Annotated in this window: 12 protein-coding genes; 10 read left to right on the top strand and 2 right to left on the bottom strand. The window is 70.1% G+C overall.

The features are described 5' to 3' along the window. Positions 1–117: 117 nt before the first annotated feature. Positions 118–1,452: a 4-aminobutyrate--2-oxoglutarate transaminase gene (gene gabT / locus AB0I69_RS18695; RefSeq protein WP_363096734.1), complete on the bottom strand. Its 1,335-nt coding sequence runs from the start codon at positions 1,450–1,452 to the stop codon at positions 118–120. A gap of 251 nt (positions 1,453–1,703) precedes the next feature. Between gabT and AB0I69_RS18690 the strand changes: the two genes are divergently transcribed. The 3 genes from AB0I69_RS18690 to AB0I69_RS18680 all read left to right on the top strand — a co-directional run bounded on the left by AB0I69_RS18690 (position 1,704) and on the right by AB0I69_RS18680 (position 7,467). Beyond that, positions 1,704–4,109: an ATP/GTP-binding protein gene (locus AB0I69_RS18690; protein WP_363096733.1), complete on the top strand. Its 2,406-nt coding sequence runs from the start codon at positions 1,704–1,706 to the stop codon at positions 4,107–4,109. Positions 4,110–4,255: 146 nt separating this feature from the next. Continuing rightward, a complete protein-coding gene (locus tag AB0I69_RS18685) occupies positions 4,256–5,848 on the top strand; it encodes a PucR family transcriptional regulator (RefSeq protein ID WP_363096732.1) in 1,593 nt (530 codons plus the stop codon). 173 nt (positions 5,849–6,021) lie between these two features. Continuing rightward, on the top strand, positions 6,022–7,467 hold the full coding sequence (locus AB0I69_RS18680; protein WP_363097115.1) for an aldehyde dehydrogenase family protein: 1,446 nt from the start codon (positions 6,022–6,024) through the stop codon (positions 7,465–7,467). 120 nt (positions 7,468–7,587) lie between these two features. Here the strand turns inward: AB0I69_RS18680 and AB0I69_RS18675 are convergent, their stop codons facing one another. Next, entirely contained in the window at positions 7,588–10,425 is a 2,838-nt protein-coding gene (locus AB0I69_RS18675) for a glycoside hydrolase family 3 C-terminal domain-containing protein (RefSeq protein ID WP_363096731.1), read from the bottom strand. Between the two features lie 292 nt (positions 10,426–10,717). On the opposite strand from AB0I69_RS18675, the gene AB0I69_RS18670 reads away from it, so the two are divergent. The 7 genes from AB0I69_RS18670 to AB0I69_RS18640 all read left to right on the top strand — a co-directional run bounded on the left by AB0I69_RS18670 (position 10,718) and on the right by AB0I69_RS18640 (position 21,633). Further along, a complete protein-coding gene (locus AB0I69_RS18670) occupies positions 10,718–12,409 on the top strand; it encodes an extracellular solute-binding protein (protein ID WP_363096730.1) in 1,692 nt (563 codons plus the stop codon). A 27-nt stretch (positions 12,410–12,436) separates the two neighbouring features. After that, on the top strand, positions 12,437–13,471 hold the full coding sequence (locus AB0I69_RS18665; protein ID WP_363096729.1) for an ABC transporter permease subunit: 1,035 nt from the start codon (positions 12,437–12,439) through the stop codon (positions 13,469–13,471). Further along, on the top strand, positions 13,468–14,403 hold the full coding sequence (locus AB0I69_RS18660; RefSeq protein WP_363096728.1) for a carbohydrate ABC transporter permease: 936 nt from the start codon (positions 13,468–13,470) through the stop codon (positions 14,401–14,403). Before AB0I69_RS18665 ends, AB0I69_RS18660 begins: the two co-directional genes overlap by 4 nt. A 98-nt stretch (positions 14,404–14,501) precedes the next feature. Next, positions 14,502–16,712, top strand: a complete 2,211-nt coding sequence (locus tag AB0I69_RS18655; protein ID WP_363096727.1) for a 1,4-beta-glucanase — start codon at positions 14,502–14,504, stop codon at positions 16,710–16,712. Then, positions 16,712–18,682, top strand: coding sequence for a beta-galactosidase (locus AB0I69_RS18650; RefSeq protein ID WP_363096726.1), 1,971 nt, complete (start codon positions 16,712–16,714; stop codon positions 18,680–18,682). Before AB0I69_RS18655 ends, AB0I69_RS18650 begins: the two co-directional genes overlap by 1 nt. Beyond that, entirely contained in the window at positions 18,679–20,883 is a 2,205-nt protein-coding gene (locus tag AB0I69_RS18645; RefSeq protein ID WP_363096725.1) for a glycoside hydrolase N-terminal domain-containing protein, read from the top strand. The genes AB0I69_RS18650 and AB0I69_RS18645 overlap by 4 nt, the downstream gene beginning before the upstream one ends. Before the next feature lie 36 nt (positions 20,884–20,919). Next, a complete protein-coding gene (locus tag AB0I69_RS18640; protein ID WP_363096724.1) occupies positions 20,920–21,633 on the top strand; it encodes a hypothetical protein in 714 nt (237 codons plus the stop codon). The last annotated feature ends 16 nt before the right edge of the window (positions 21,634–21,649 follow it).

The following is a 21,649-nucleotide window of genomic DNA, read 5'->3' as shown; positions in this document are numbered from 1 at the left end:
CGGATCCATGGTGGATGAAAGTGTTGGGGCTGGTGGGGCGCAAGGGTCCCAACTCCTGTGTGGGAGCTGCGAGTTGCATGTGGCAGGGGTGCGCGGGAGTGCATGGCTCGGAGTGGCTCAGATACGTGCGAACGCCTGCTCGATGATGTCGAGCCCCTCGCTCAGCAGGTCGTCCCCGATGACCAGCGGGGGCAGGAAGCGGAGCACGTTGCCGTAGGTGCCACAGGTCAGGACCAGCAGCCCCTCCTGGTGGCAGGCCTTGGCGAGCGCGGCGGTCGCCTCCGGGTTCGGCTCCTTGGTCGTACGGTCCTTGACGAGCTCGATGGCGATCATCGCGCCGCGCCCGCGCACGTCGCCGATGATGTCGAACTTCTCCGCCATGGCCCCGAGCCGGACCTTCATCACGGCCTCGATGTTCTTGGCCTTGGCGTTGAGGTCCAGCTCCTTCATGGTCTCGATCGCCCCGAGCGCACCGGCACAGGCGACCGGGTTGCCGCCGTAGGTACCACCCAGCCCCCCGGCGTGCGCGGCGTCCATGATCTCGGCGCGCCCGGTCACGGCGGCGAGCGGCAGCCCGCCCGCGATCCCCTTCGCGGTCGTGATGAGATCCGGGACGACACCCTCGTCCTCACACGCGAACCACTGCCCGGTACGGCAGAACCCGGACTGGATCTCGTCGGCGACGAACACGATGCCGTTGGCCTTGGCGAACTCGCTCAGCGCCGGCAGGAAGCCCTTCGCCGGCTCGATGAAGCCGCCCTCGCCGAGGACCGGCTCGATGATGATCGCGGCGACGTTGTCGGCGCCGATCTGCTTGTTGATCATGTCGATGGCCTGCGCGGAGGCCTCGGCACCGGCGTTGTCCGGACCGGTCGGCCAACGGTAGCCATAAGCGACCGGGACGCGGTACACCTCGGGCGCGAACGGCCCGAAGCCGTTCTTGTACGGCATGTTCTTCGAGGTCAGCGCCATCGTCAGGTTGGTCCGGCCGTGGTACCCGTGGTCGAACACGACGACGGCCTGCCGCTTGGTGTAGGCCCGCGCGATCTTGACTGCGTTCTCGACGGCCTCGGCGCCGGAGTTGAACAGCGCGGACTTCTTCGCGTGGTCACCCGGGGTCAGCTCGGCCAGCGCCTCCGCGACCTCCACGTACCCCTCGTACGGCGTGACCATGAAACAGGTGTGGGTGAAGTCGGCGAGCTGCGCGGAGGCACGGCGTACGACGGCCTCGGCGGAGGCGCCGACGGAGGTCACGGCGATGCCGGAACCGAAGTCGATGAGCCGGTTCCCGTCGACGTCCTCGATGATCCCGCCGCCCGCGCGCGCGGTGAACACGGGCAGCACGGAGCCCACACCGGCGGCGACCGCGGCGATACGGCGGGCCTGCAGCTCCTGCGACTTCGGGCCGGGGATGGCGGTGACGACGCGGCGCTCCTGCGGAAGTGCGGTCATGAGGGGCTCCTGGGGTGGTGCGGACGCTTTTCTTCTTTCTTCCTTTCTCGCAGGCTAGGGCGGGTGACCGGGGGTGGGCATGCTCCATGTGGGCGGTGTCGCCCGGTCGGCTTGTCCGTGGTGGACATGGCGGCCCGGTCGGGGGAGTGTGGCGGTCCGGCCGTGTAAGCGGTGAACTCCCCTTGTGGGCGCGTTAGATTGACTCGCTGACGGTGTACGGAACGGCTGGTCAAGGGGCGAGGGCGAGGACGATGGACAGCGACGGGACGCGGGACGCGCGGGGTACGCATGCGAATCCTGTGCCGCGTCCGGCGGGGCCGGTGGACACGCCGGGGGAACGCGCCGTACCGCCGAGGCCGGCACACGCACCGAGCGCGGTCGGCCCCGCTGTGGCCGACTGGCTGGACGAGCCCCGGCCCGCCGCGGGACCCGGTATCTGGCGATTCGGATACCGCGTGCCCAAGCCGGAGCGGAAGACGGACCGGCTGTCACCGATCACCATCGTCGGCGTCGTCGTCCCGCTCGTCGTGGGCATGGTGCTGTGGTCGCTGTGGAAGCACGGCAGCATCCCCTACCAATGGGCACTGCTGAGGGTGCTCACACCGAACGACTGGTGGTGGGCCGGCACCACGACGCCCAAGGGAAAGGGCGTCGAGGCCGTGGCGGTCGCCGACGGCGTGTTTTTCGCCATCCTGGTCTACGGCATGGCACGCCTGGGGAGCTGGCCGGAGATCATCCGGCACCTGGTCACCCGCCGCGCGCAGCCGGCCCGGGCGCTGCTTGCCCTGCTGGGTGCCGTGGTCGCCGTGAACCTGGTCGTGATCCCGAGCGCTTTCCCCTCTGCCGTCGGCTGGAACGCGCTTCCGGTGGCCGGTCCGCTGTACCACCTCATCGACCTTTTCCCGGGCGGCTACGACTTCATCTCCACGCCGCTGATGGGCAACCTGCTCTACGTGGTCATCGGCGTGCTGCTGGTCTGGCCGTTCGCCCGTATCGGCGGCTGGCTGCCGCTCGTCCGGGAGCGGTACGGCGCGGGCGGCACCGCCGCTCCGACGGCCGTCGCCGAGCAGGCACCGGCCGCCGGGTCACGGGCGCACTGGCCCGAGCTGCGGGAGGCGGGGCAGTTCGAGGCCGCCGACATCCTCACCGCCGCGGTGCAGGCGGGGCGGATGAACGACGTGGACTGCGCGCGCGTCGAGCAGGCCTGGAAGCGGGCCCGACGGACCGGCGACCTCGCATCCTTCACCCAGACCGTGCTGCGCACCGCGGGCGGTGCGTGGACGCACCCCTCGGGCTCCCGTGACCTGCCCGGCCGCACCGCGCGGCACGACCTGCTCGCCGGTCAGGTGCGGATCGGGACCTGGGTTCCGGGGGAGCGCACCCCGCTCGCCTACCGCGGCGCCGGCACCGCGCTCGGCCCGGACACCCTGGCAACCTCGCTGCTTGTCGTCGGCCCTTCCGGTTCCGGCAAGACTCGGCACGTGGTGCGGCCGTTGGTCGAGAACCTCGCCTTGCAGGCACTCACCGGCCGTTGCGCCGTCGTCGTGGTGTGCGAGGCAGGTGCGCAGCTGGGCCCGGACGACGCGTTCGACGTGGTCGTCCGTATCGGGGACCCGGCCTCCGTCCACGATCTCGACCCGTACGCCGAGTCCGACGACCCCGACGAGGCCGCCGCCCTGCTTGCCGAGGCCCTGACCGGTGACCTCGACACGGTCGGCACCCAGCGCGCCGCCACCGTCCTGGCCCAGCTCCTCGGGCCGTACCGGGCCGCTTACGGCAGGTTCCCCACGCTGCCCGTGCTGCGTGAACTCCTGGAAGGCGAGCCGCGGAACCTGGCGGAGCTGCGGGCGGCCCTCACCGGCGACGAACATGCCGTCATGCGCCGCGAACTCGACGCCCGTACCCGCCACCCCGACGCCGGCAACGACCCGGGCCAGGCGCTTGCCGACCGGCTCGCACTGCTCGACCGCCCGACGTTCGCCGACTTCTTCGGCGCGCAGGGCACGGCCGTACGACCGTTCTCGCTGCGAGCCGTCGCCCATCATCCGCTGCGCGTCCGTATCGACCTGCCCGAGCATGGGCACGAAGAGGCGGCCAGGCTGCTCACCCGGCTGATCCTCGCCCAGTTCGCCGCAGTGGCGCGCGGCCGGAAGCGCGGGCATTTCGCCTGCCTGGTCCTCGACGACGCCACCGGCACGGTGACCACCGAGTCGCTGCGCCGGATCCAGAGGCTGCGTTCCGAGGACGCGGGTGTCGTCCTCGCGCTGCGCACCGTCGGCGACGTGCCCGAGAACCTGCACGGCCCGTTGTACGGCGCGGTCGGCTGCCGCATGGCCCTGGCGGGCGTCACCACCTGGGACGGCAGCCGGTTCGCGCAGGCATGGGGCACCGAGTGGGTGGAGACCACGGATGTCGCCAAGCACACCGTCTTTGCCGACCAGCCCATGACCCGGGCCATCCACGCCCTCCGCAAGCTGATCACCGGCAAGGCCGTGACCACGGAAGCGGTCACCGTCCGCCAGGTGGAGCGCGAACGCTGGTCCGCGTCCGAACTCGCGCACGGTGTCCCGGCCGGCCACGCGGTGTTGTCGCTGACCAGTGTGAAGGGGGAGCACGCGCCGCCGTTGCTGGTGGATCTGCGGGGGCCGGGGCTCTGAACCGGACATACGGGGGCGTGGTGACCGTACGGTGAGGCAGAATCGGGAGAGGTCGTTCATACGCGGCGGCCAAAAGATCGTCATGATCGCTCGCGCCTGATCTTCCTTGCTCTTCCTCTACGGATCGTCTCCGACCTGAAGGCACCATGCCCCCCACGCTCGCCTCCCTCGTCCACCACTCCGCGCTCAAGCTCACCGTGCGCGCCGGCGAGGACCGGCTGGACGTGCCCGTCCGGTGGGCGCATGTCAGTGAGCTGGCGGACCCGGTGCCGTACATGGAGGGCGGGGAACTGCTGCTGACCACCGCGTTGAAGCTGGACGCGGAGGACGCGAAGGCCATGCGGCGGTATGTGAAGCGGCTGGTGGGGGCGGGGGTCGTCGGGCTCGGGTTCGCCGTCGGGGTCAACTACGACGAGATTCCCGCGGTGCTGGTCGACACTGCCGAGGAAGAGGGGCTGCCGCTCCTCGAAGTACCCCGGCGCACCCCCTTCATCGCGATCAGCAAGGCCGTCTCCGCGGCGATCGCCGCCGACCAGTACCGTTCCGTCACCGCCGGCTTCGCCGCGCAGCGCGAGCTCACCAGGCAGGCACTCACCGACGGCCCCGAGGGACTGCTCGCCGCGCTCGCCGCACAGGTCGACGGGTGGGCCGCGCTCTACGACGCGTCCGGCGCCGTCGTCGCCGCCGCACCGGAGTGGGCGGGCCGCCGGGCCGCCCGGCTCACGGCGGACGTGGAGCGGCTGCGGGACCGGCCCGCGCCGGCCTCGTCCGTGGTCGGCGGGCCGGACAACGAGGACCGGGTCGAGCTGCACTCCCTCGGCACCGGACGACGGCCCCGGGCCGCCCTCGCGGTGGGTACGGCCGCCGCGCTCGGTACGGCGGAGCGGTACGCCGTACATTCGGCCATCGCGCTCCTGACCCTCACCACGGAACGCTCGCGGTCCCTCCAAGCCGCCGAGCAGCGGATCGGCGCGGCGGTGCTGCGGCTGCTGCTCGCCGGGCAGCCGGACCACGCTCGGGCGGTCGCCGGAGAGCTGTACGGCGGGCTTCTCGACGCGCCGTTCCGGATCATCGTGGGGGAGTCGGCGGACGGTGACCCCTTGGACGGGCTCGCCGAGGTCGTGGAGTCGGCCGCCGCGCGCTCCGGGGAGGCCGTCCTCGTCGTACCGGAAGGTCCCGAACGGCTGGTGGTGCTGGCCCTCGACGGAGGCGCGGCGGTCACGGCGTGCGGGGAGTACGCGGCGGGACTGGAGACCGAGCGGGCCGCGAGCGGGCGGGAACAGGGCGGGAGCGGTGGTGGCGGTGACGAGGCCGAACTGGTCGTGGGGCTCTCGGCGCCCGCCGGGCCCGCCGCCGCGGCGGCGGCCTATAAACAGGCCGAGCAGGCGTTGTCGGTGGCCCGGCGGCGCGGGCGGGTGTTCGTGGAGCACGAGCAGCTGGCCGCCGGGTCCGTGCTGCCGCTGCTCGCCGACGACGCGGTGCGCGCCTTCGCGGACGGGTTGCTACGGCCGCTGTCCGAGCACGATGCCACCGGGCGCGGGGATCTGGTCGCCTCGCTGCGGGCGTGGCTGTCCCGGCACGGGCAGTGGGACGCGGCGGCGGCGGACCTCGGGGTGCACCGGCACACCCTGCGGTACCGGATGCGGCGGGTCGAGGAGATCCTCGGGCGGTCCCTGGACGATCCGGACGTACGGATGGAGTTGTGGCTCGCGCTGAAGGCGACGGCCGAGGCGGAGTAGGCGGCATCTGCCGAACTGGAGTGTCCCGGCCCGGCACTGCTACGCCCCGGACAAACGCACCCCCGCGTCCCCGCACCTACCGTTGACCGAGAAGCACCGAGCAGCACTGAGTACCACCGAGAACAAGCACCCCCAACGCGGAAGGGCCGGCACACGCAATGCCCAACGAAACTGTGGCAGTCACCCACGCCTTCTGGCTCGCCGGCCGCCAGGCCACCGGCGAGGACACCTTCGACGTCACCTCACCGTGGGACGGACGCCTCGTCGGCAAGGTCAGCGTGCCGACCGACGCCCAGGTCGAGGAGGCGGTGGCCGCCGCGTACGCCGTACGGGACGAGTTCGCCGCGACCCCCGCCCACGTCCGCGCCGCCGCCCTCGACCACGTCAGCCGGCGTCTCGTCGAGCGCACCGAGGAGATCGCGCAGCTCATCTCCGCAGAGAACGGCAAGCCGATCAAGTGGGCGCGTGGTGAGGTCGGCCGTGCCGTGTCCGTGTTCCGGTTCGCCGCGGAGGAGGCCCGGCGCTTCAATGGCGGCGAGGCCCAGCGCCTCGACACCGACGCCGGCGGCCAGGGCCGGCTCGCCCTCACCCGGCGCTTCCCGAAGGGTGCCGTCCTCGGCATCGCGCCCTTCAACTTCCCGCTGAACCTCTGCGCCCACAAGATCGCCCCCGCGATAGCGGCCGGCGTGCCGATCATCCTCAAGCCGGCCCCGGCCACCCCGCTCTCCGGCCTGATCATCGGCGACCTGCTCGCCGAGTCCGAACTGCCCGCCGGTTCGTGGAGCATCCTGCCGGTCGCCAACGACCACATGCCCGCCCTCGTCCAGGACGAGCGCCTGCCGGTCATCTCCTTCACCGGTTCCGAGAAGGTCGGCTACGCGATCATGGACTCGGTGCCGCGCAAGCACTGCACCCTGGAGCTGGGCGGGAACGGCGCGGCCGTCGTCCTCGGGGACTACGCCTCCGACGCCGACCTCGACTGGGCCGCGACCCGCATCGCCACCTTCTCCAACTACCAGGGCGGCCAGTCCTGCATCTCCGTGCAGCGGGTCATCGCGGACGCCGCCGTCTACGACCGGCTGCTCCCGCGCATAGTCGCCGCCGTCGAGGCCCAGGTCACCGGCGACCCGAGCGATGCCAAGACCGACGTCGGGCCGCTGGTCAGCGAGGCCGCCGCGCAGCGCGTCGAGGCGTGGGTCCAGGAGGCCGTCGACGCCGGCGCGACCCTCCTCACCGGCGGCAAGCGTGACGGCGCCTCGTACGTGCCGACCGTGCTGACGGACGTACCGGCCGACACGACGATTTCCTGCGAGGAGGTCTTCGGACCGGTGCTGACCGTGACGAAGGTGGACGGCGAGGCCGCCGCCTTCGCCGCCGCCAACGACTCCAAGTACGGCCTCCAGGCAGGAGTGTTCACCCACGACGTGCAGGTCGCCTTCCGCGCCCACCGTGCCCTTGAGGTCGGCGGTGTCGTGATCGGCGACGTCCCGTCCTACCGTGCCGACCAGATGCCGTACGGCGGTGCCAAGCAGTCCGGTGTCGGCCGCGAGGGCGTCAAGTTCGCGATGGACGACTACACCTACGAGCGGGTGCTGGTGCTCACGGGGCTCGCGCTCTGACCGTCCTCTCACCCAACAGCTCTAGCTAATGGGATCCATTTTCATATAGCCTCCCCGAAGGGGCCCGGCACCGATGCCTTCCGGTGCCGGGCCCCTTCTCGTCGACCTGCTTCCGGACCCTCAGCCGGAGAAGCCGACGTGCGCGAGCCGCAGGGGCCCACGCAGCCTGAGGTGCACGTCGTGCACGCCCTCGGCGACGATCCCGGCGCCCAGGGAGAGGTAGTCGTACGGGCCCGATGCCGGTGCGGGCAGGGCGAGTTCGGCGAGTGCCGGGCCGCCGTCCAGGGAGAGTTCCACGACTCCCTCGCCCGCGACCTCCACGGTCACCTCCGTGACACCGGCGCCGAAGTCGCAGTGCCGGTAGACCAGTTCGGCCGTGCCGCCGCCCACTGGGGTCACCGCGTCGCCCGCCGACTTCGTGCGGTCGACGATCTCGCCGCCCGACTGCTCGTCGAAGTCGGCCGCGTCCAGCCCGTGTCGGAGGACGGCGCGGGGTGCGGCGGGCTCGCCGTCGAGCGGCACCGTCGTACGCAGGCGGATGTCCTCGCTGGAGGCGCCGACGAGGAGGTCGTAGGCGCCCGGTTCGAGGCGTCGGCCGCCCCGTGCCACGTCCCAGAACTCGAAGGCGGACAGCGGGACTTGGAAAGAGAGTTCCGTCCGTTCGCCCGGGGCGAGTGTCACGCGGCGGTGTGCGGTCAGTTCGCGGCGCGGGCGGGGGACCGACGGGTCAGCGGCGCGTGTGTACAGCTGCGCGACCTCGTCGGCTGTCGTGTCGCCCGTGTTGGTGACCGTGAACTGCACGTGCACCGCACCGAGTTCGAGCCGGGCCGTCAGGTCGTCGTAGTCGAAGGACGCGTACGACAGGCCGTGCCCGAACGGGAACAGCGGGGTGCCCTCGAAGTAGAGGTACGTCTGCCGGCCGCCGATCACGTCGTAGTCGAGGAGGCCGGGCAGGTCGGTGTCGTCGGCGTACCAGGTCTGGGGAAGACGGCCCGCCGGGGAGACGTCGCCGGCGAGGACCCGGGCCAGGGCGGTGCCCGCCGCCTGGCCGCCGTGGGCGGTCCACAGGATCGTGCGGAGGCCGGCGGGGTCGACCGCGTACGGGTACGCGGAGACCAACACCAGCGCCGTGTTCGGGTTCGCGGCGCGGGCCGCGCGCAGCAGGCGCCGCTGGTGGGCGGGGAGTTGGAGTGTCGTACGGTCCTCGGTCTCACGGCCGTTGATGTGCGGGTCGTTGCCCGCGACGACGAGCACCACGTCCGCCGCCTCCGCGGCCCGGGCCACCGCGTCCTCACCGCGCTCGGCGACCACCAACTCGAAGATTTCCCCGCCTTCCTCGGCAACCTTCACGCCGTCGGCGGCGACAGAGACGTGGCGACCCGTACCGATGTGCAGCAGGAGGTGACCGTTCTCGTGGGGTTCCAGGCGGAATGTCTCCTGGACGACCCAGCCTCCGGGCTGGTCGGCGGAGGCGCGGACGTAGCCGTCGTCGGCGACCGAGAGGTAACGGCCGTCCGGGGCGCGGAGGGTGAGGACGCCCTCGCCCCAGTCGACGAGCGCGAGTTCCGTGCCGGTGGGGTCGGTGGTGAGCGGCGGGAGGTCGGTGCGGCCCGCGAGGAGCGCCGGGTCCAACGCGCCCTCGGCGCCGCGCACTTCGTCGGTCACCTCCGTCAACGGCACGTGCAGGAAGGTGCCTTGGGCGGTGCGCAGCTTGACCCGGTCCACGCCCTCCGCGAACTCGACGCGCTCGGCGCCGAACCGCTCGTACAGGCCCTCCAGCGGAGTGGACCGGTGGATCAACGTGCCGCTGTACCAGTCGAGTTTGCACTCGTCGGCGAGCAGTCCGACGACGGCGAGGCGCGTGTCGTGGGCGAGGGGCAACAGGTCGTCGTCGTTCTTGAGGAGGACGACTGCTTGCTCGGCGGCCTCCTGGGCGAGGGCCCGGTGGGCCGGGGTGTCGAAGTCCCGGATGTCGGCGTGCGGGTCGTGCGCCGGGTCGAACTCGCCGAGCCGGAACCGCACCGAGAGCTGACGGCGGACCGCCGTGTCGATGTCCGCCTCCGTCAACAGGCCCTGCTTCAAGGCGCCTTGGACCCGCGCCACGATCTTCGAGCTGTCCGTGCCGTGATCGGTGAAGCTGTCCACGCCGGACAGCAGCGAGGCCGCGGTGGCCTCCTCGTGCGTGTCGAAGTAGTGCTCGGAATCGACCAGGTTGGAGGGCGCGCCCGCGTCCGAGCAGACCAGCAGGTCCTCGTCGGTCCAGGTGCGCAGGTGCTCGCGGAGGTATGGCGAGACGTGGTTGGGGCGGCCGTTGACCAGGTTGTACGCGGGCATCACGCCCGCCACCGCACCCGCCTCGACGGTCTCGCGGAACGCGCGCAGGTCGTACTCGTGCAGCACGCGCGGACGGACGGAGGACGACGAGACGTCGCGGCCCGTCTCGTTGTTGTGCGCCAGCCAGTGCTTGAGGACGGGCGCGGTGCGCCAGTACGTGGGGTGGTCGCCGCGCAGGCCGCGCGTGTACGCGGTGGCGATGGCCGAGGTCAGCTTCGGGTCCTCCGAGTAGCCCTCCTCGTTACGGCCCCACAGCGGGTGGCGCAGCAGGTTCACCGTCGGGGACCACACGTTGAGGCCGACGCGGTCGTCGCGGGCGCGCATCGCGCGGGTCTCCTTGGACACCGCGTCGCCGACCCGCCGTACGAGATCCTCGTTCCAGGTCGCGCCCAGGCCCACCGCCTGCGGGAAGACCGTCGCCGGGCCCATCCACGCGACGCCGTGCAGGGCCTCCTGGCCGGTGCGGAACGCGGCGACGCCGAGGCGCTCCACGGCGGGCGCGAACTGGTGCAGAAATCCGATCTTCTCGTCGAGGGTGAGCCGGGACAGCAGATCGTCGATGCGCTTCGCGAACGGCAGTTGCGGATCGCGGAAAGGCGGCGTAGGCGGCGTTTGTGCGGTCACGTGGGGTTCCCCCTGGGATGGAGCGGCGCGGCTCTTTCGAAGCGCTTCGATGCTGATTCGACGCAGGGGTGGGTGTCAAGAGACCTTCACCGTTATTTCAAGCAGCGCATAAGGACAGGTCACCCCTCACACCTCGGAGGAATCTTGGGAGCGACCCTTGTGCACCCTTGGGTGTTCACTTAACCTCGCAGCAACATCGAAGCGCTTCGACTAAGTGCTCTGTTCCACTCAAGACACCGCAGCCGACGGCTCCACCGCCGGGTGTCCTGGTGCGCCATGAAGGGTTGACGCAATGACGCCGAACGCCTCCGCCGCCTCCGCTCCCAGCCGGAGAAGCTTCCTCGCCTCCACGGCGGTCGCCGCCGCAGCGGTGGCGGGAGGGGTACCGCTGCTCTCCGCCTGCGGGGCCTCGGACAGCGGCTCGGGCGGGGGCAGTTCGGAGGGCAAGGGCGTCAAGAAGCTGCTGCCGGCGTACGCGGCCAGCAACGTGGTCAGCCCCGACATCCCGGCGAAGAACGGCTCCGCGCTCGGCTTCACCAGCAAGCTCGACCTCGCCACCCTGAAGACCTCGGTGCCGAAGAAGCTCGGCAAGGGCGGCAAGGTCTCCGTCATGTCGCCGTTCTGGGGCTCCCCGCCGAAGAGCGACAACGCCTACTACAAGGCGATGAACGCCCTGATCGGTGTCGACGTCGAGTGGCAGAACCAGGACGGCAACACCTACGACCAGAAGCTCGGCGCGGTCCTCGCCTCCAGCGACATCCCCGATGTCGTGGTCGTCCCGGGCTGGAACATGGGCGGCAAGATACCCAGCGCCATCATCAGCAAGTTCGCCGACCTCGGCCCCTACCTCTCCGGGGACGCGATCAAGCAGTACCCGAACCTTGCGGCGATCCCGACGGACGCCTGGCAACGCTCCGTCTTCGGCGGCAAGTTGCGCGGTCTGCCGCAGCCGTCCCCGTACGTCACCGGCATCGTGCCCCTGTACCGCAAGGACATCTTCGACAAGGAGGGGTACGAAGTCCCCACCTCCGCCGACGAGTTCACGGCGCTGTGCAAGGAGATCACCAACGCCAAGGCCAAGCGGTGGGCCTGCCTCGACATGAAGTGGACCGCCTTCCAGTCCTTCGGCGTGCTCTCGGGCAGCGAGAAGCCGCTCGAATGGAACGTCGTCGACGGCAAGCTGATCAACCGCATCGAGACCCAGGAGTACCTCGAAGCGCTGGAGTGGACCCGCAAGCTCTTCGCCGCCGGATACGTCCACCCGGACGCCAAGTTGGGCAAGAGCGCGGCCACCGACCCGGGCCCCAAGTTCGCGGCCGGCGAGTTCCTCATCTACGCCAACAACATCTCGCAGTGGTGGAGCCGCACCGCCGAACAGGCCACCCAGAACCCGGCCTACAAGATCTGGGGCATGGACATCTTCGGCCACGACGGCGGCGCCCCGAACCTCTGGGCCGAACAGCCCGCCGGCATCTTCGCCTTCATCAGCAAGAAGGCCTCCGAGTCCGTGATCCGTGACGTGCTGGCCGTCGCCAACGTGACCGCCGCGCCGTACGGCACGAAGGAGTACATGCTCACCAACTACGGCGTCGAAGGCACCCATTACACGGTCAAGGACGGTGTGCCGACCAAGACCGACCAGGGCAACAACGAGGTCATCAACGCCTACGTCATGGTCGCGAGCCCCGCCGCGACCATCGCGCACCCCGACTTCCCCGAGGTCGCCAAGGCGCAGGTCGAGTGGCAGCAGCGGATGGGCGCCTTCACCAAGAAGTCCAGCTTCTACGGACAGATGATCACCGAGCCCTCCCGCTACACCAACCTCGGCAACGACTTCGAGCAGTTGGAAGACGACATCACCCGAGGCCGCAAGAAGATCAGCGACATGCAGCAGGCCGTCTCCGACTGGAAGAGCAAGGGCGGCGACCAACTCCGCGCCTGGTACCAGAAGTTGCTCGACGACAACGGCACCGCGACGAGCTGACCGGGTACCGAGGCAAGGAGAACGGCCGTGTCCCACAGCACGGTGCCTCGGAGCAGGACCGAGGCCGACACGACGGGGAAGACCCCGGTGGCGTCCGGCGGCGCCACCGGCACCCGGCAGAAACGTCCCGGCGGGAAGGTGAGCCTGCGGCTCAGGTTCAGACGCGACCGCGTCCTGCTCCTGATGACCCTGCCGGCCGTCCTGCTCATCCTGGTCTTCAACTACCTGCCGATCCTCGGCAACATCGTCGCCTTCGAGGACTACGACCCCTACGTCAGCGACAACGGCATCATCTCGATGCTGCACAGCCCCTGGGTCGGCCTGGAGAACTTCCAGCAGATCTTCGCGGACTCCGCCTTCTGGAGCGCCGTACAGAACACACTCGTCCTGTTCTTCCTCCAGCTGATCCTGTTCTTCCCGATCCCGATCCTGCTCGCACTGCTCATCAACAGCGTGGTCAGGCCCCGGGTCCGGGCGCTCTCACAGGCGATCCTCTACCTCCCGCACTTCTTCTCCTGGGTGCTGGTCATCGCCGTCTTCCAGCAACTGCTGGGCGGGGCAGGGCTGTTCTCGCAACTCCTGCGGCAACACGGCTTCGACGGCATCGACGTCATGACCGACCCCAACACGTTCAAGTTCCTCATCACCGCGCAGAGCGTGTGGAAGGACGCCGGCTGGGGGATCATCGTCTTCCTCGCCGCGCTGTCGTCCGTCAGCCCCGACCTGTACGAGGCCGCCGCGATGGACGGCGCCGGGCGCTGGCGCCGCATGTGGCACGTCACGCTGCCCGCGCTACGACCGGTGATCGCGCTGTTGCTCGTCCTGCGCGTGGGTGATGCGCTGACGGTCGGTTTCGAACAGATCCTGCTCCAACGCGACGCCGTGGGGCCGGGAGCGGCGGAGGTCCTCGACACCTTCGTCTGGTGGAACGGCGTCCGCAACCAGGACTTCGGCTACGCGGCCGCCGCCGGACTCGTCAAGGGCGTGATCAGCCTCGGCCTGGTCCTCGCCGCGAACAAAGTGGCCCACCTCATGGGCGAGCAGGGGGTGTACAAGAAGTGACCGCCGTCATCGACAAGCCTGTGCGGCAGCCGAGCAGGTGGGCCGCGCCACCTCGGCCGACCTGGGAGGAGGAACCCGGCAAGGTCGGCCTCGCCGGCAAGGGACTCGTCCTCACGCTCGCCTGCCTCGCCATCCTCTTCCCGCTGTGGATCGTCCTCGTCACCAGCCTCTCCTCACGCAAGACCATCGACCAGGCCGGCGGCCTGGTCATGGTGCCCAAGGGCATCACCTTCATCGCCTACAAGGAACTCCTCAGTGGCGGCCAGGTCACCCGCGCGGCGGTCATCAGCATCCTCATCACCGTCGTCGGTACGGCGTTCTCGATGGCGGTGTCCGTGCTGTGTGCGTACGGCCTCTCACGCATCGGGTCGCTGGGGCACCGGTGGATTCTGATGATGATGCTCGCCACGATGTTCTTCAGCGCCGGGCTCATTCCGACGTATTTGCTCGTCCAGTCGCTCGGCCTGACCGACAGCTATCTCGCGTTGATCCTGCCCAGCGCGCTCAGCGTCTTCAACATCCTTGTACTGCGCGGGTTCTTCATGGGGATCTCGCAGGAACTCGTCGACAGCGCGCGGATCGACGGTGCCGGTGACTTCCGCATTCTGTGGCAGATCGTGATGCCGTTGTCCCGTGCGGTGCTGGCTGTCATCACGCTGTTCTACGCCGTGGGGTATTGGAGCGCCTGGTTCAACGCGTCTCTGTATCTCAACGACCAGGACATGATGCCGTTGCAGAACGTCATGATCCAGTTGGTGCAGAAGCAGGAGGCTCCGGTGGGGCTCGGGCAGGCGATCAAGACGGGGGAGTTGTCCGGGCTTGCCGTGCAGATGGCGGTCATGGTGATGGCGTTGTTGCCGGTGGCTGTGCTTTCGCCGTTTGTGCAGCGGCATTTCAAGAAGGGGATGCTTACGGGCGCCGTCAAGGGATGAGTTCGTAGTTTTCTGCGAGTGCGTTGTGGCTGGTCGCGCAGTTCCCCGCGCCCCTTAAGCATCTCTCCTTACCCCATCTCATACAGCGAGGTATGTGCATGCTTGCGTCCCGACTGAGCCGCCGGGCCGTTCTTGCCGGGGCTGCGGCTGGCGCCGCGCTCACCACCGTGCCCGGCCTCGCCGCGAAAGCGCATGCGGCGGACGCCCCCTCCTACCGCTGGCGCAATGCCGTAATTGGAGGCACTGGATTCGTCACGGGTGTGTTGTTCCACCCCTCCGTCCGCGGCCTCGCCTACGCCCGTACCGACATCGGTGGCGCCTACCGCTGGGACGACCGGACCGCCCGCTGGACCCCCCTCACCGACCAACTCGGGTGGGACGACTGGAACTTGCTCGGTGTGGAGGCGCTCGCCGTCGACCCCGCGCATCCGGAACGGCTGTACCTCGCCGTCGGCACATACGCCCAGTCCTGGGCCGGCAACGGTGCGGTCCTCCGCTCCGAGGACCGCGGCGCGACCTGGACCCGTACCGACCTCGGCGTGAAGCTGGGCGGCAACGAGGACGGGCGCGGGGCAGGGGAACGGCTGCTCGTCGACCCGCGTGACAGTGACACCCTGTGGCTCGGCACCCGGCACGACGGGTTGCTCAAGTCCACCGACCGGGGCGGAAGTTGGGTAGCAGCGACCGGGTTCCCGGCGACCGCGAACGCCTCCGGGCAGGGCGTCACCTTCCTCGTCGCCGTCGGCCGTGCCGTCTACGCCGGGTGGGGCGACGGCGACGGGACCGTGAGCGCCGTCAACCTCTACCGCACCATCGACGGCACCACCTGGACGGCCGTCCCCGCGCAGCCCACCGGCACCTCCGCCAAGGTCCCGATCCGCGCCGCGTACGACGCCCGCGCCCGCGAGCTGTACGTGACGTACGCCGACGCCCCCGGGCCCAACGGCCAGTCCACCGGCAGCGTGCACAAGTTGGCTGTCGTGAGCGGGACTTGGACGGATGTCACGCCGGTCGTGCCGGGGGGCACCACGGCCGACGGGTCCACCGACACCTTCGGCTACGGCGGAGTCGCCGTCGACGCCCGTCGTGCCGGCACCGTCGTCGTCTCCACCAACAACCGCTGGGCGGCCGTCGACACCCTGTACCGGACCACCGACGGCGGCCGTACCTGGACGTCCCTCAAGGACGCCGCCGTCTTCGACGTGTCCGAGACTCCTTTCCTCAAGTGGGGTGCGGACCAGCCGAAGTTCGGCTGGTGGATCCAGGTCGTGGCCGTCGACCCGTACGACTCGAAGCACGTCGTCTACGGCACCGGCGCCACCCTCTACGGCACCCGTGACCTCACCCACTGGGCGCCGCGGATCCGTGGCCTGGAGGAGACGTCCGTGATCCAGCTGATCTCGCCCCCGGTCGGGGAGGCGCACCTGATCAGCGCCTCGCGGGACATCGGCGTGATGTACCACGAGCGGCTCACGGCGTCTCCGTCGCGCGGCATGGCGACGAACCCCGTGTTCGGGTCGGCGACGGGAATCGCGCAGGCCGCGGCCAGGCCGTCGTACGTCGTCCGCACGGGCTGGGGCGACAACGGCAACGGCGCGTACTCGGGCGACGGCGGCCGGACCTGGGCGCCCTTCGCTGCCCAGCCCTCCCTCGCCCACGACTCGCCGGGGCCGATCGCCACCAGCGCCGACGGCAGTACGCTGCTGTGGTCCTTCGTGCACTGGGACGGCACGAAGTACGCAGCCCACCGCTCGGCGGACAACGGCACGACCTGGTCCGAGGTCTCCTCCTTCCCGAAGGGCGCCACGCCGGTCGCCGACCCGGCCGACCCGACGCTCTTCTACGCATACGACACCGACACAGGAACGCTATACGCCAGCACTGACAGTGGCGTCTCGTTCACTGCGCGTGCGAGCGGGCTGCCCGCGGGGGACAGTCAGTTCCAGCTCGCCGCAGCGCCCGGCAGGTCCGGTGACCTGTGGTTGAGCGTCAAGTGGAACGGGCTCTACCGGTCCGTCGACGGGGGCGTGAGCTTCGCCAAGGTCGCCAGTTGCTGGGCTTCGTACACCCTCGGCTTCGGCAGACCCGCCCCCGGCGCCGACTACCCGGCGGTCTACCAGGTCGGCTCGACCGAGACCATCACCGCCGTCTACCGCTCCGACGACGAGGCGAAGACCTGGGTGCGCATCAACGACGACCAGCACCAGTGGGGTTGGACCGGGCAGGCCATCGCCGGTGACCCGCGCGTTCACGGCCGGGTGTACCTCGCCACCAACGGGCGTGGCATCCAGTACGGAGAGCAGATCTGATGCCCCGGCTCAGTGACACCACCCGCGGTCGCATCCTCTTCGGCGGCGACTACAACCCCGAGCAGTGGCCCGAGGAGACCTGGCACGAGGACGTCCGGCTGATGAAGGACGCCGGCGTCAACTCCGTCACCCTCGGTGTCTTCTCCTGGGCCAGGCTCGAACCCGAGCCGGGCGCAAGGGAGTTCGGCTGGCTCGACCGGCTGATGGACCTGATGCACGGCAGTGGCATCGGCGTCGTCCTTGCCACCCCCACCTCCTCCCCGCCCCCTTGGCTCGGCCGCCTCCACCCGGAGACCCTGCCCCGCGACGCGGACGGCCGTATCGAATGGTGGGGCGGACGGCAGCACTTCTCGCACTCCAGCGCCGTCTACCGCAGCCACGCAGCCGCCATCACCGAGGCCCTGGCCGCCCGTTACGGCGGCCACCCCGCCCTCACGATGTGGCACATCAACAACGAGTACTGCACCTACGACTACGGCGACGAGGCCGCCGTCGCCTTCCACCGCTGGCTGCGCACGAAGTACGGGACGCTCGAAGCCCTCAACTCGGCCTGGGGCACGGCGTTCTGGAGCCAGGGCTACGACACCTGGGACGGCGTCCTGCCCCCGCGCCATGCCCACTACCTCAACAACCCCACCCACGCGCTGGACTTCTCGCGCTTCACCTCCGACATGCTCCTGGAGTGCTACACCGCCGAGCGGGACATCGTCCGCCGGCACACCCCGCACATCCCGGTCACCACCAACTTCATGCCGTTGTGGGTGGGGCAGGACGGGTGGCGCTGGTCCGAGGAGGAGGATGTCGTCTCGGTCGACCTGTATCCCGATCCGCGCGATCCTCTCGGCGCCCAAAGCGCCGCCCTCGTACAGGACTTGACCCGTTCGCAGGCGCGCGGCCCCTGGATGCTCATGGAGCAGGCGGCCGGAGCGGTCAACTGGCGCGGCGTGAACCACCCGAAGCCGCGCGGCCTCAACCGCCTCTGGTCCCTCCAGGCCGTGGCGCGCGGCGCCGACGCCGTCTGCTACTTCCAGTGGCGTCAATCCCGGCAGGGCGCGGAGAAGTTCCACTCCGGGATGCTCAGCCACGCGGGGGAGCGGGGCCGCACGTTCCAGGAGGTCAAGCAGCTGGGCGCCGAACTGGCGCGCATCGGAGGTGAGGTGACGGACACTCACATCACCGCCGACATCGCGATCCTGCACGACTGGCACGCCTGGTGGGCGGGCGCACAGGACGGCCGCCTCTCCACCCAGGTCGACCACCCCGAGGTGGTCCGCGCCTGGCACCGCGCCCTCTGGGAGTCCCACCTCACCACCGACTTCGCCCACCCCGAACACGACCTGTCCGCGTACAAGTTGGTGGTCCTCCCGCAGCTCTACCTCCTCACGGACGCCGCGATCGACAACCTCCTCGCGTACGTACGCGGCGGCGGCACCCTCGTCTCCGGCTTCCTGACCGGCACAGCGGACGCGGACGACCGGGTACGGCCCGGCGGCATGGACTCTCGCCTCCGCGAACTCTTCGGCATCCGCACGCTGCACGAGTGGTGGCCGCTGGACGCGGGCGAGACCGTCGAGTGCGAGGGCTTCCGCGGCACGCTCTGGTCGGAGGAGATCGAACCCGGTGACGACATCGTCGACGAGGTAATTCCATACAAGGGCGGGGAGTTGGACGGCCTCCCCGCCGTCCTGCGCAGGGGCAGGTCCTGGTACGTCTCGACGCTCCCGGAACCCCACGCGCTGCGCGCGCTGCTCGCCCGTGTCGCCACCGACGCGGGGGTCCGGCCGGTGCTCGCCGGGCTTCCGTTGGGTGTCGAGGCCGTACGCCGCGGGGAGTTGCTGTTCCTGCTCCATCACGGCCGTGAACCGGTCACCTTCGAAGTCCCCGGCACTCACCGTGACTTGCTCACCGGCGAGACCGTCGAGGGCGAGGTCACCCTCGGTCGTTACGGTGCGGCGGTGCTGCGACCATGACCGGCCGTCCGGCGCACACCACCTGGGAACCCCTCCCCGCCACCCGCTGGGAGGACGCCTACCTCAGCGGCAACGGTCACCACGGCACCCTCGTGTTCGGCGATCCGAACGACGATCGCGTCATCGTCAGCCACCACACCCTCGTCCGCCCGAACGGCGCCGAACACGCCCGGCCTCCACACCTCGCCGCCGAACTCCCCGCCCTCCAGGCCAGGTTGCTCGCCGGTGACCTCACCGCTGCCGAGGAGTTCACGGACGACCGCCCGCTCCAGTGGGTCCAGCCCTTCCACCCGGCCTTCCAGCTACGGCTACGAAGGCCGTCCGGCGAGTCACGCGACTACCGCCGCTCCGTCGACTTCACCACCGGTGAGGTCGACGCCCGCTGTGACGACTGGCGCAGCCGTGTCTTCGTCTCCCGAGCGGACGACGTGATCGTCCAGTACGTCACGGCCCCCGAACTCACCCTCGATCTCGCCCAGGATCACCAACTCCCGGGCGCCCCCGCCGGGTTGGGTATCGATCACGGCACCCTCCTCACCCCCGACGGCGCCGTCCTCACCCTTCGGGTCCGCTACCCCGACAGCGACCGCGCGTACACCGGAGTCACCCTGGCGGTGGTCACCTGTGGCGCAACACGGCTCACCTCACCGGGAGTTCGTGTCGTCGGGGCCACCGGCGTCCTCCTCCTCACCCGAGTCCGGCGCCACGCCGGCGAGCTGGACGTCGTAGAAGAGACCCGCGCGCTGAGGGAGCTGCTCGCCGACGGGCAGCAGCCCTACGACGCCCTCCGCGACCGCCATCTCGCCCTCCACCGCGCGGCCTACGCTCGCGTCACCCTCGATCTCCATGCCGATGAAGCCGAACGTGCCCTCCCGGGCACCGAGTTGCTGAAGCGGCCGCACAGCCCCGCCCTCCTCGAACGGCTCTTCGCCGCCGGCCGCTATCACCTCCTTTCCTCCAGCGGCCTGCTCCCACCCCGCCTCACGGGACTGTGGACCGGTGACTGGAACACGGCCTGGTCCGGGGCGTTCACCAATGACGCGAACCTCAATCTCCAGACCGCCTCCGCCGCGAGCGTCGCCCTGCCCGAAGTCACGGGCGCCCTCGCCTCCCTGATTCAGCGTCAGCTCGGTGACTGGCGGGAGAACGCCCGTGCCGTCTTCGGCGCCCGGGGTGTCGTCGCCCCCGCGCACACCGACGGCGAGTCCGGACTGTCGTACCACTTCAGCCGTGAGTACCCGCTGCACCTGTGGACCGCGGGAGCGGACTGGCTGCTGAAGCCGCTCGTCGATCACGACGAGACACGCGGCGTACGCGACCCGCGCACCGCCGCCGCACTGGCCGAAGTCGCCCTGTTCTACGAGGACTTCCTCAGCCGCAGCGACCCGGAAGGGAACCTGGTCGTCGTCCCCTCCTACTCGCCCGAGAACCGTCCCGCGAACGCCAGTTGGGGTGCCATCAACGCGGCGATGGACCTCTCCGCCGCCCGGCACGCCCTCCACACAGCCGCCGCGTACCACCCGGGCACCCCGGACGCCCGCCGCTGGCGCGCCCTCGCCGACCGGCTCCCCCCGCACCGCGTCAACGCCGACGGTGCCCTCGCCGAATGGGCGTGGCCGGGCCTCGACGACACCTACGACCACCGCCACCTCAGTCACCTCTACGGTGTCTGGCCCCTCGACGAGATCAACCCGTACGACACCCCGCAGCTGGCCGCAGCCGCGCACCGCGCGCTCCAACTCCGGGGCGCCGAGAACGACTCCGCGCACGGACACCTCCACCACGCGCTCGTCGCCGCCCGCCTCCGCGACGGCGAACGCGTCGCACACGCCCTCGGCCAGGTCCTCGACGGCGACTTCTTCCACACCTCGCTGATGAGCGCGCACTACCCGAGCCGGGACGTCTACAACGCGGACGCCGCGCACACCCTGCCCGGCGTGCTCGTCGAGTCGCTCGTGCAGTCGACCCCGGACCGGCTGGTGCTGCTGCCCGCGCTGTCGGCGGCGTATCCGCACGGTCAACTCACCGGCGTACGCACGAGGTTCGGGGCGGAGGTCGACCTGAGCTGGACACCCCACTCCGCCACAGCGGTCGTCCGCCCCTCCCGCACTCACCGCGTCGAACTCCGGACTTCCTCCGACACGGAGCCGCTCGACCTCGTCGCCGGAGAAGACCGCGTCCTCACCCTGGGGGCGCGGTAACCACTCGCACCTCCCCCCACCCATGGAAGGGACACCATGGCAACACGCAAGCTGGGCCGCGCACTTACGGCCGTTCTCGCCCCCGCACTCGCGCTCGGCGCCACCGTCGCACTTGCCTCGGCCCCGGCCTCCGCCGCCGTCTGGAGCTCCTGCGACCAGTGGGGCACCACTACCCTGAACGGCTACACGCTCTACAACAACATCTGGGGCTCCGGCGCCGGCAGCCAGTGCATCTGGGCCAACTCCGGTACCAACTGGGGCGTCAACGCCAACCACCCCAACACCAGCGGCATCAAGTCCTACCCCAACGCCAAGAAGGTGATCAACAAGTCGATCACCTCGCTGGGTTCGCTCACCAGCAGCTACAACGTCACGGTGCCGTCGTCCGGCGCGTACAACACGTCGTACGACATCTGGGACACCAACTACGACTACGAGATCATGCTCTGGGTCAACAAGACCGGAGCCGTCGGCGCCCTCGGCACCTCGCAGGGCACCCTCACGCTGGGCGGTTCGACCTGGACCGTCTACAAGGGCAACAACGGCAGCAACGACGTGTTCTCGTTCCTGCGCACCTCCAACTCGACCTCCGGCACGGTCGACATCCTGCCGATCCTCAAGTGGATCAAGGACACCAAGGGCTGGTTCGGCAACGTGACCATCGGAGACCTGCAGTTCGGCTTCGAGATCACGTCCTCGTCCGGCGGCCTGAACTTCACCACCAACAGCGAGAGCGTCACGAGTAGTTGATCGGTCGAACGGGCCG

Origin of the sequence: Streptomyces sp. NPDC050508, assembly GCF_040655155.1 — a bacterium.
Taxonomy (GTDB): Bacteria; Actinomycetota; Actinomycetes; order Streptomycetales; family Streptomycetaceae; genus Streptomyces.
Note: the sequence above shows the minus strand (reverse complement) of the source record. Positions and strands in the feature narration are given on the sequence as shown.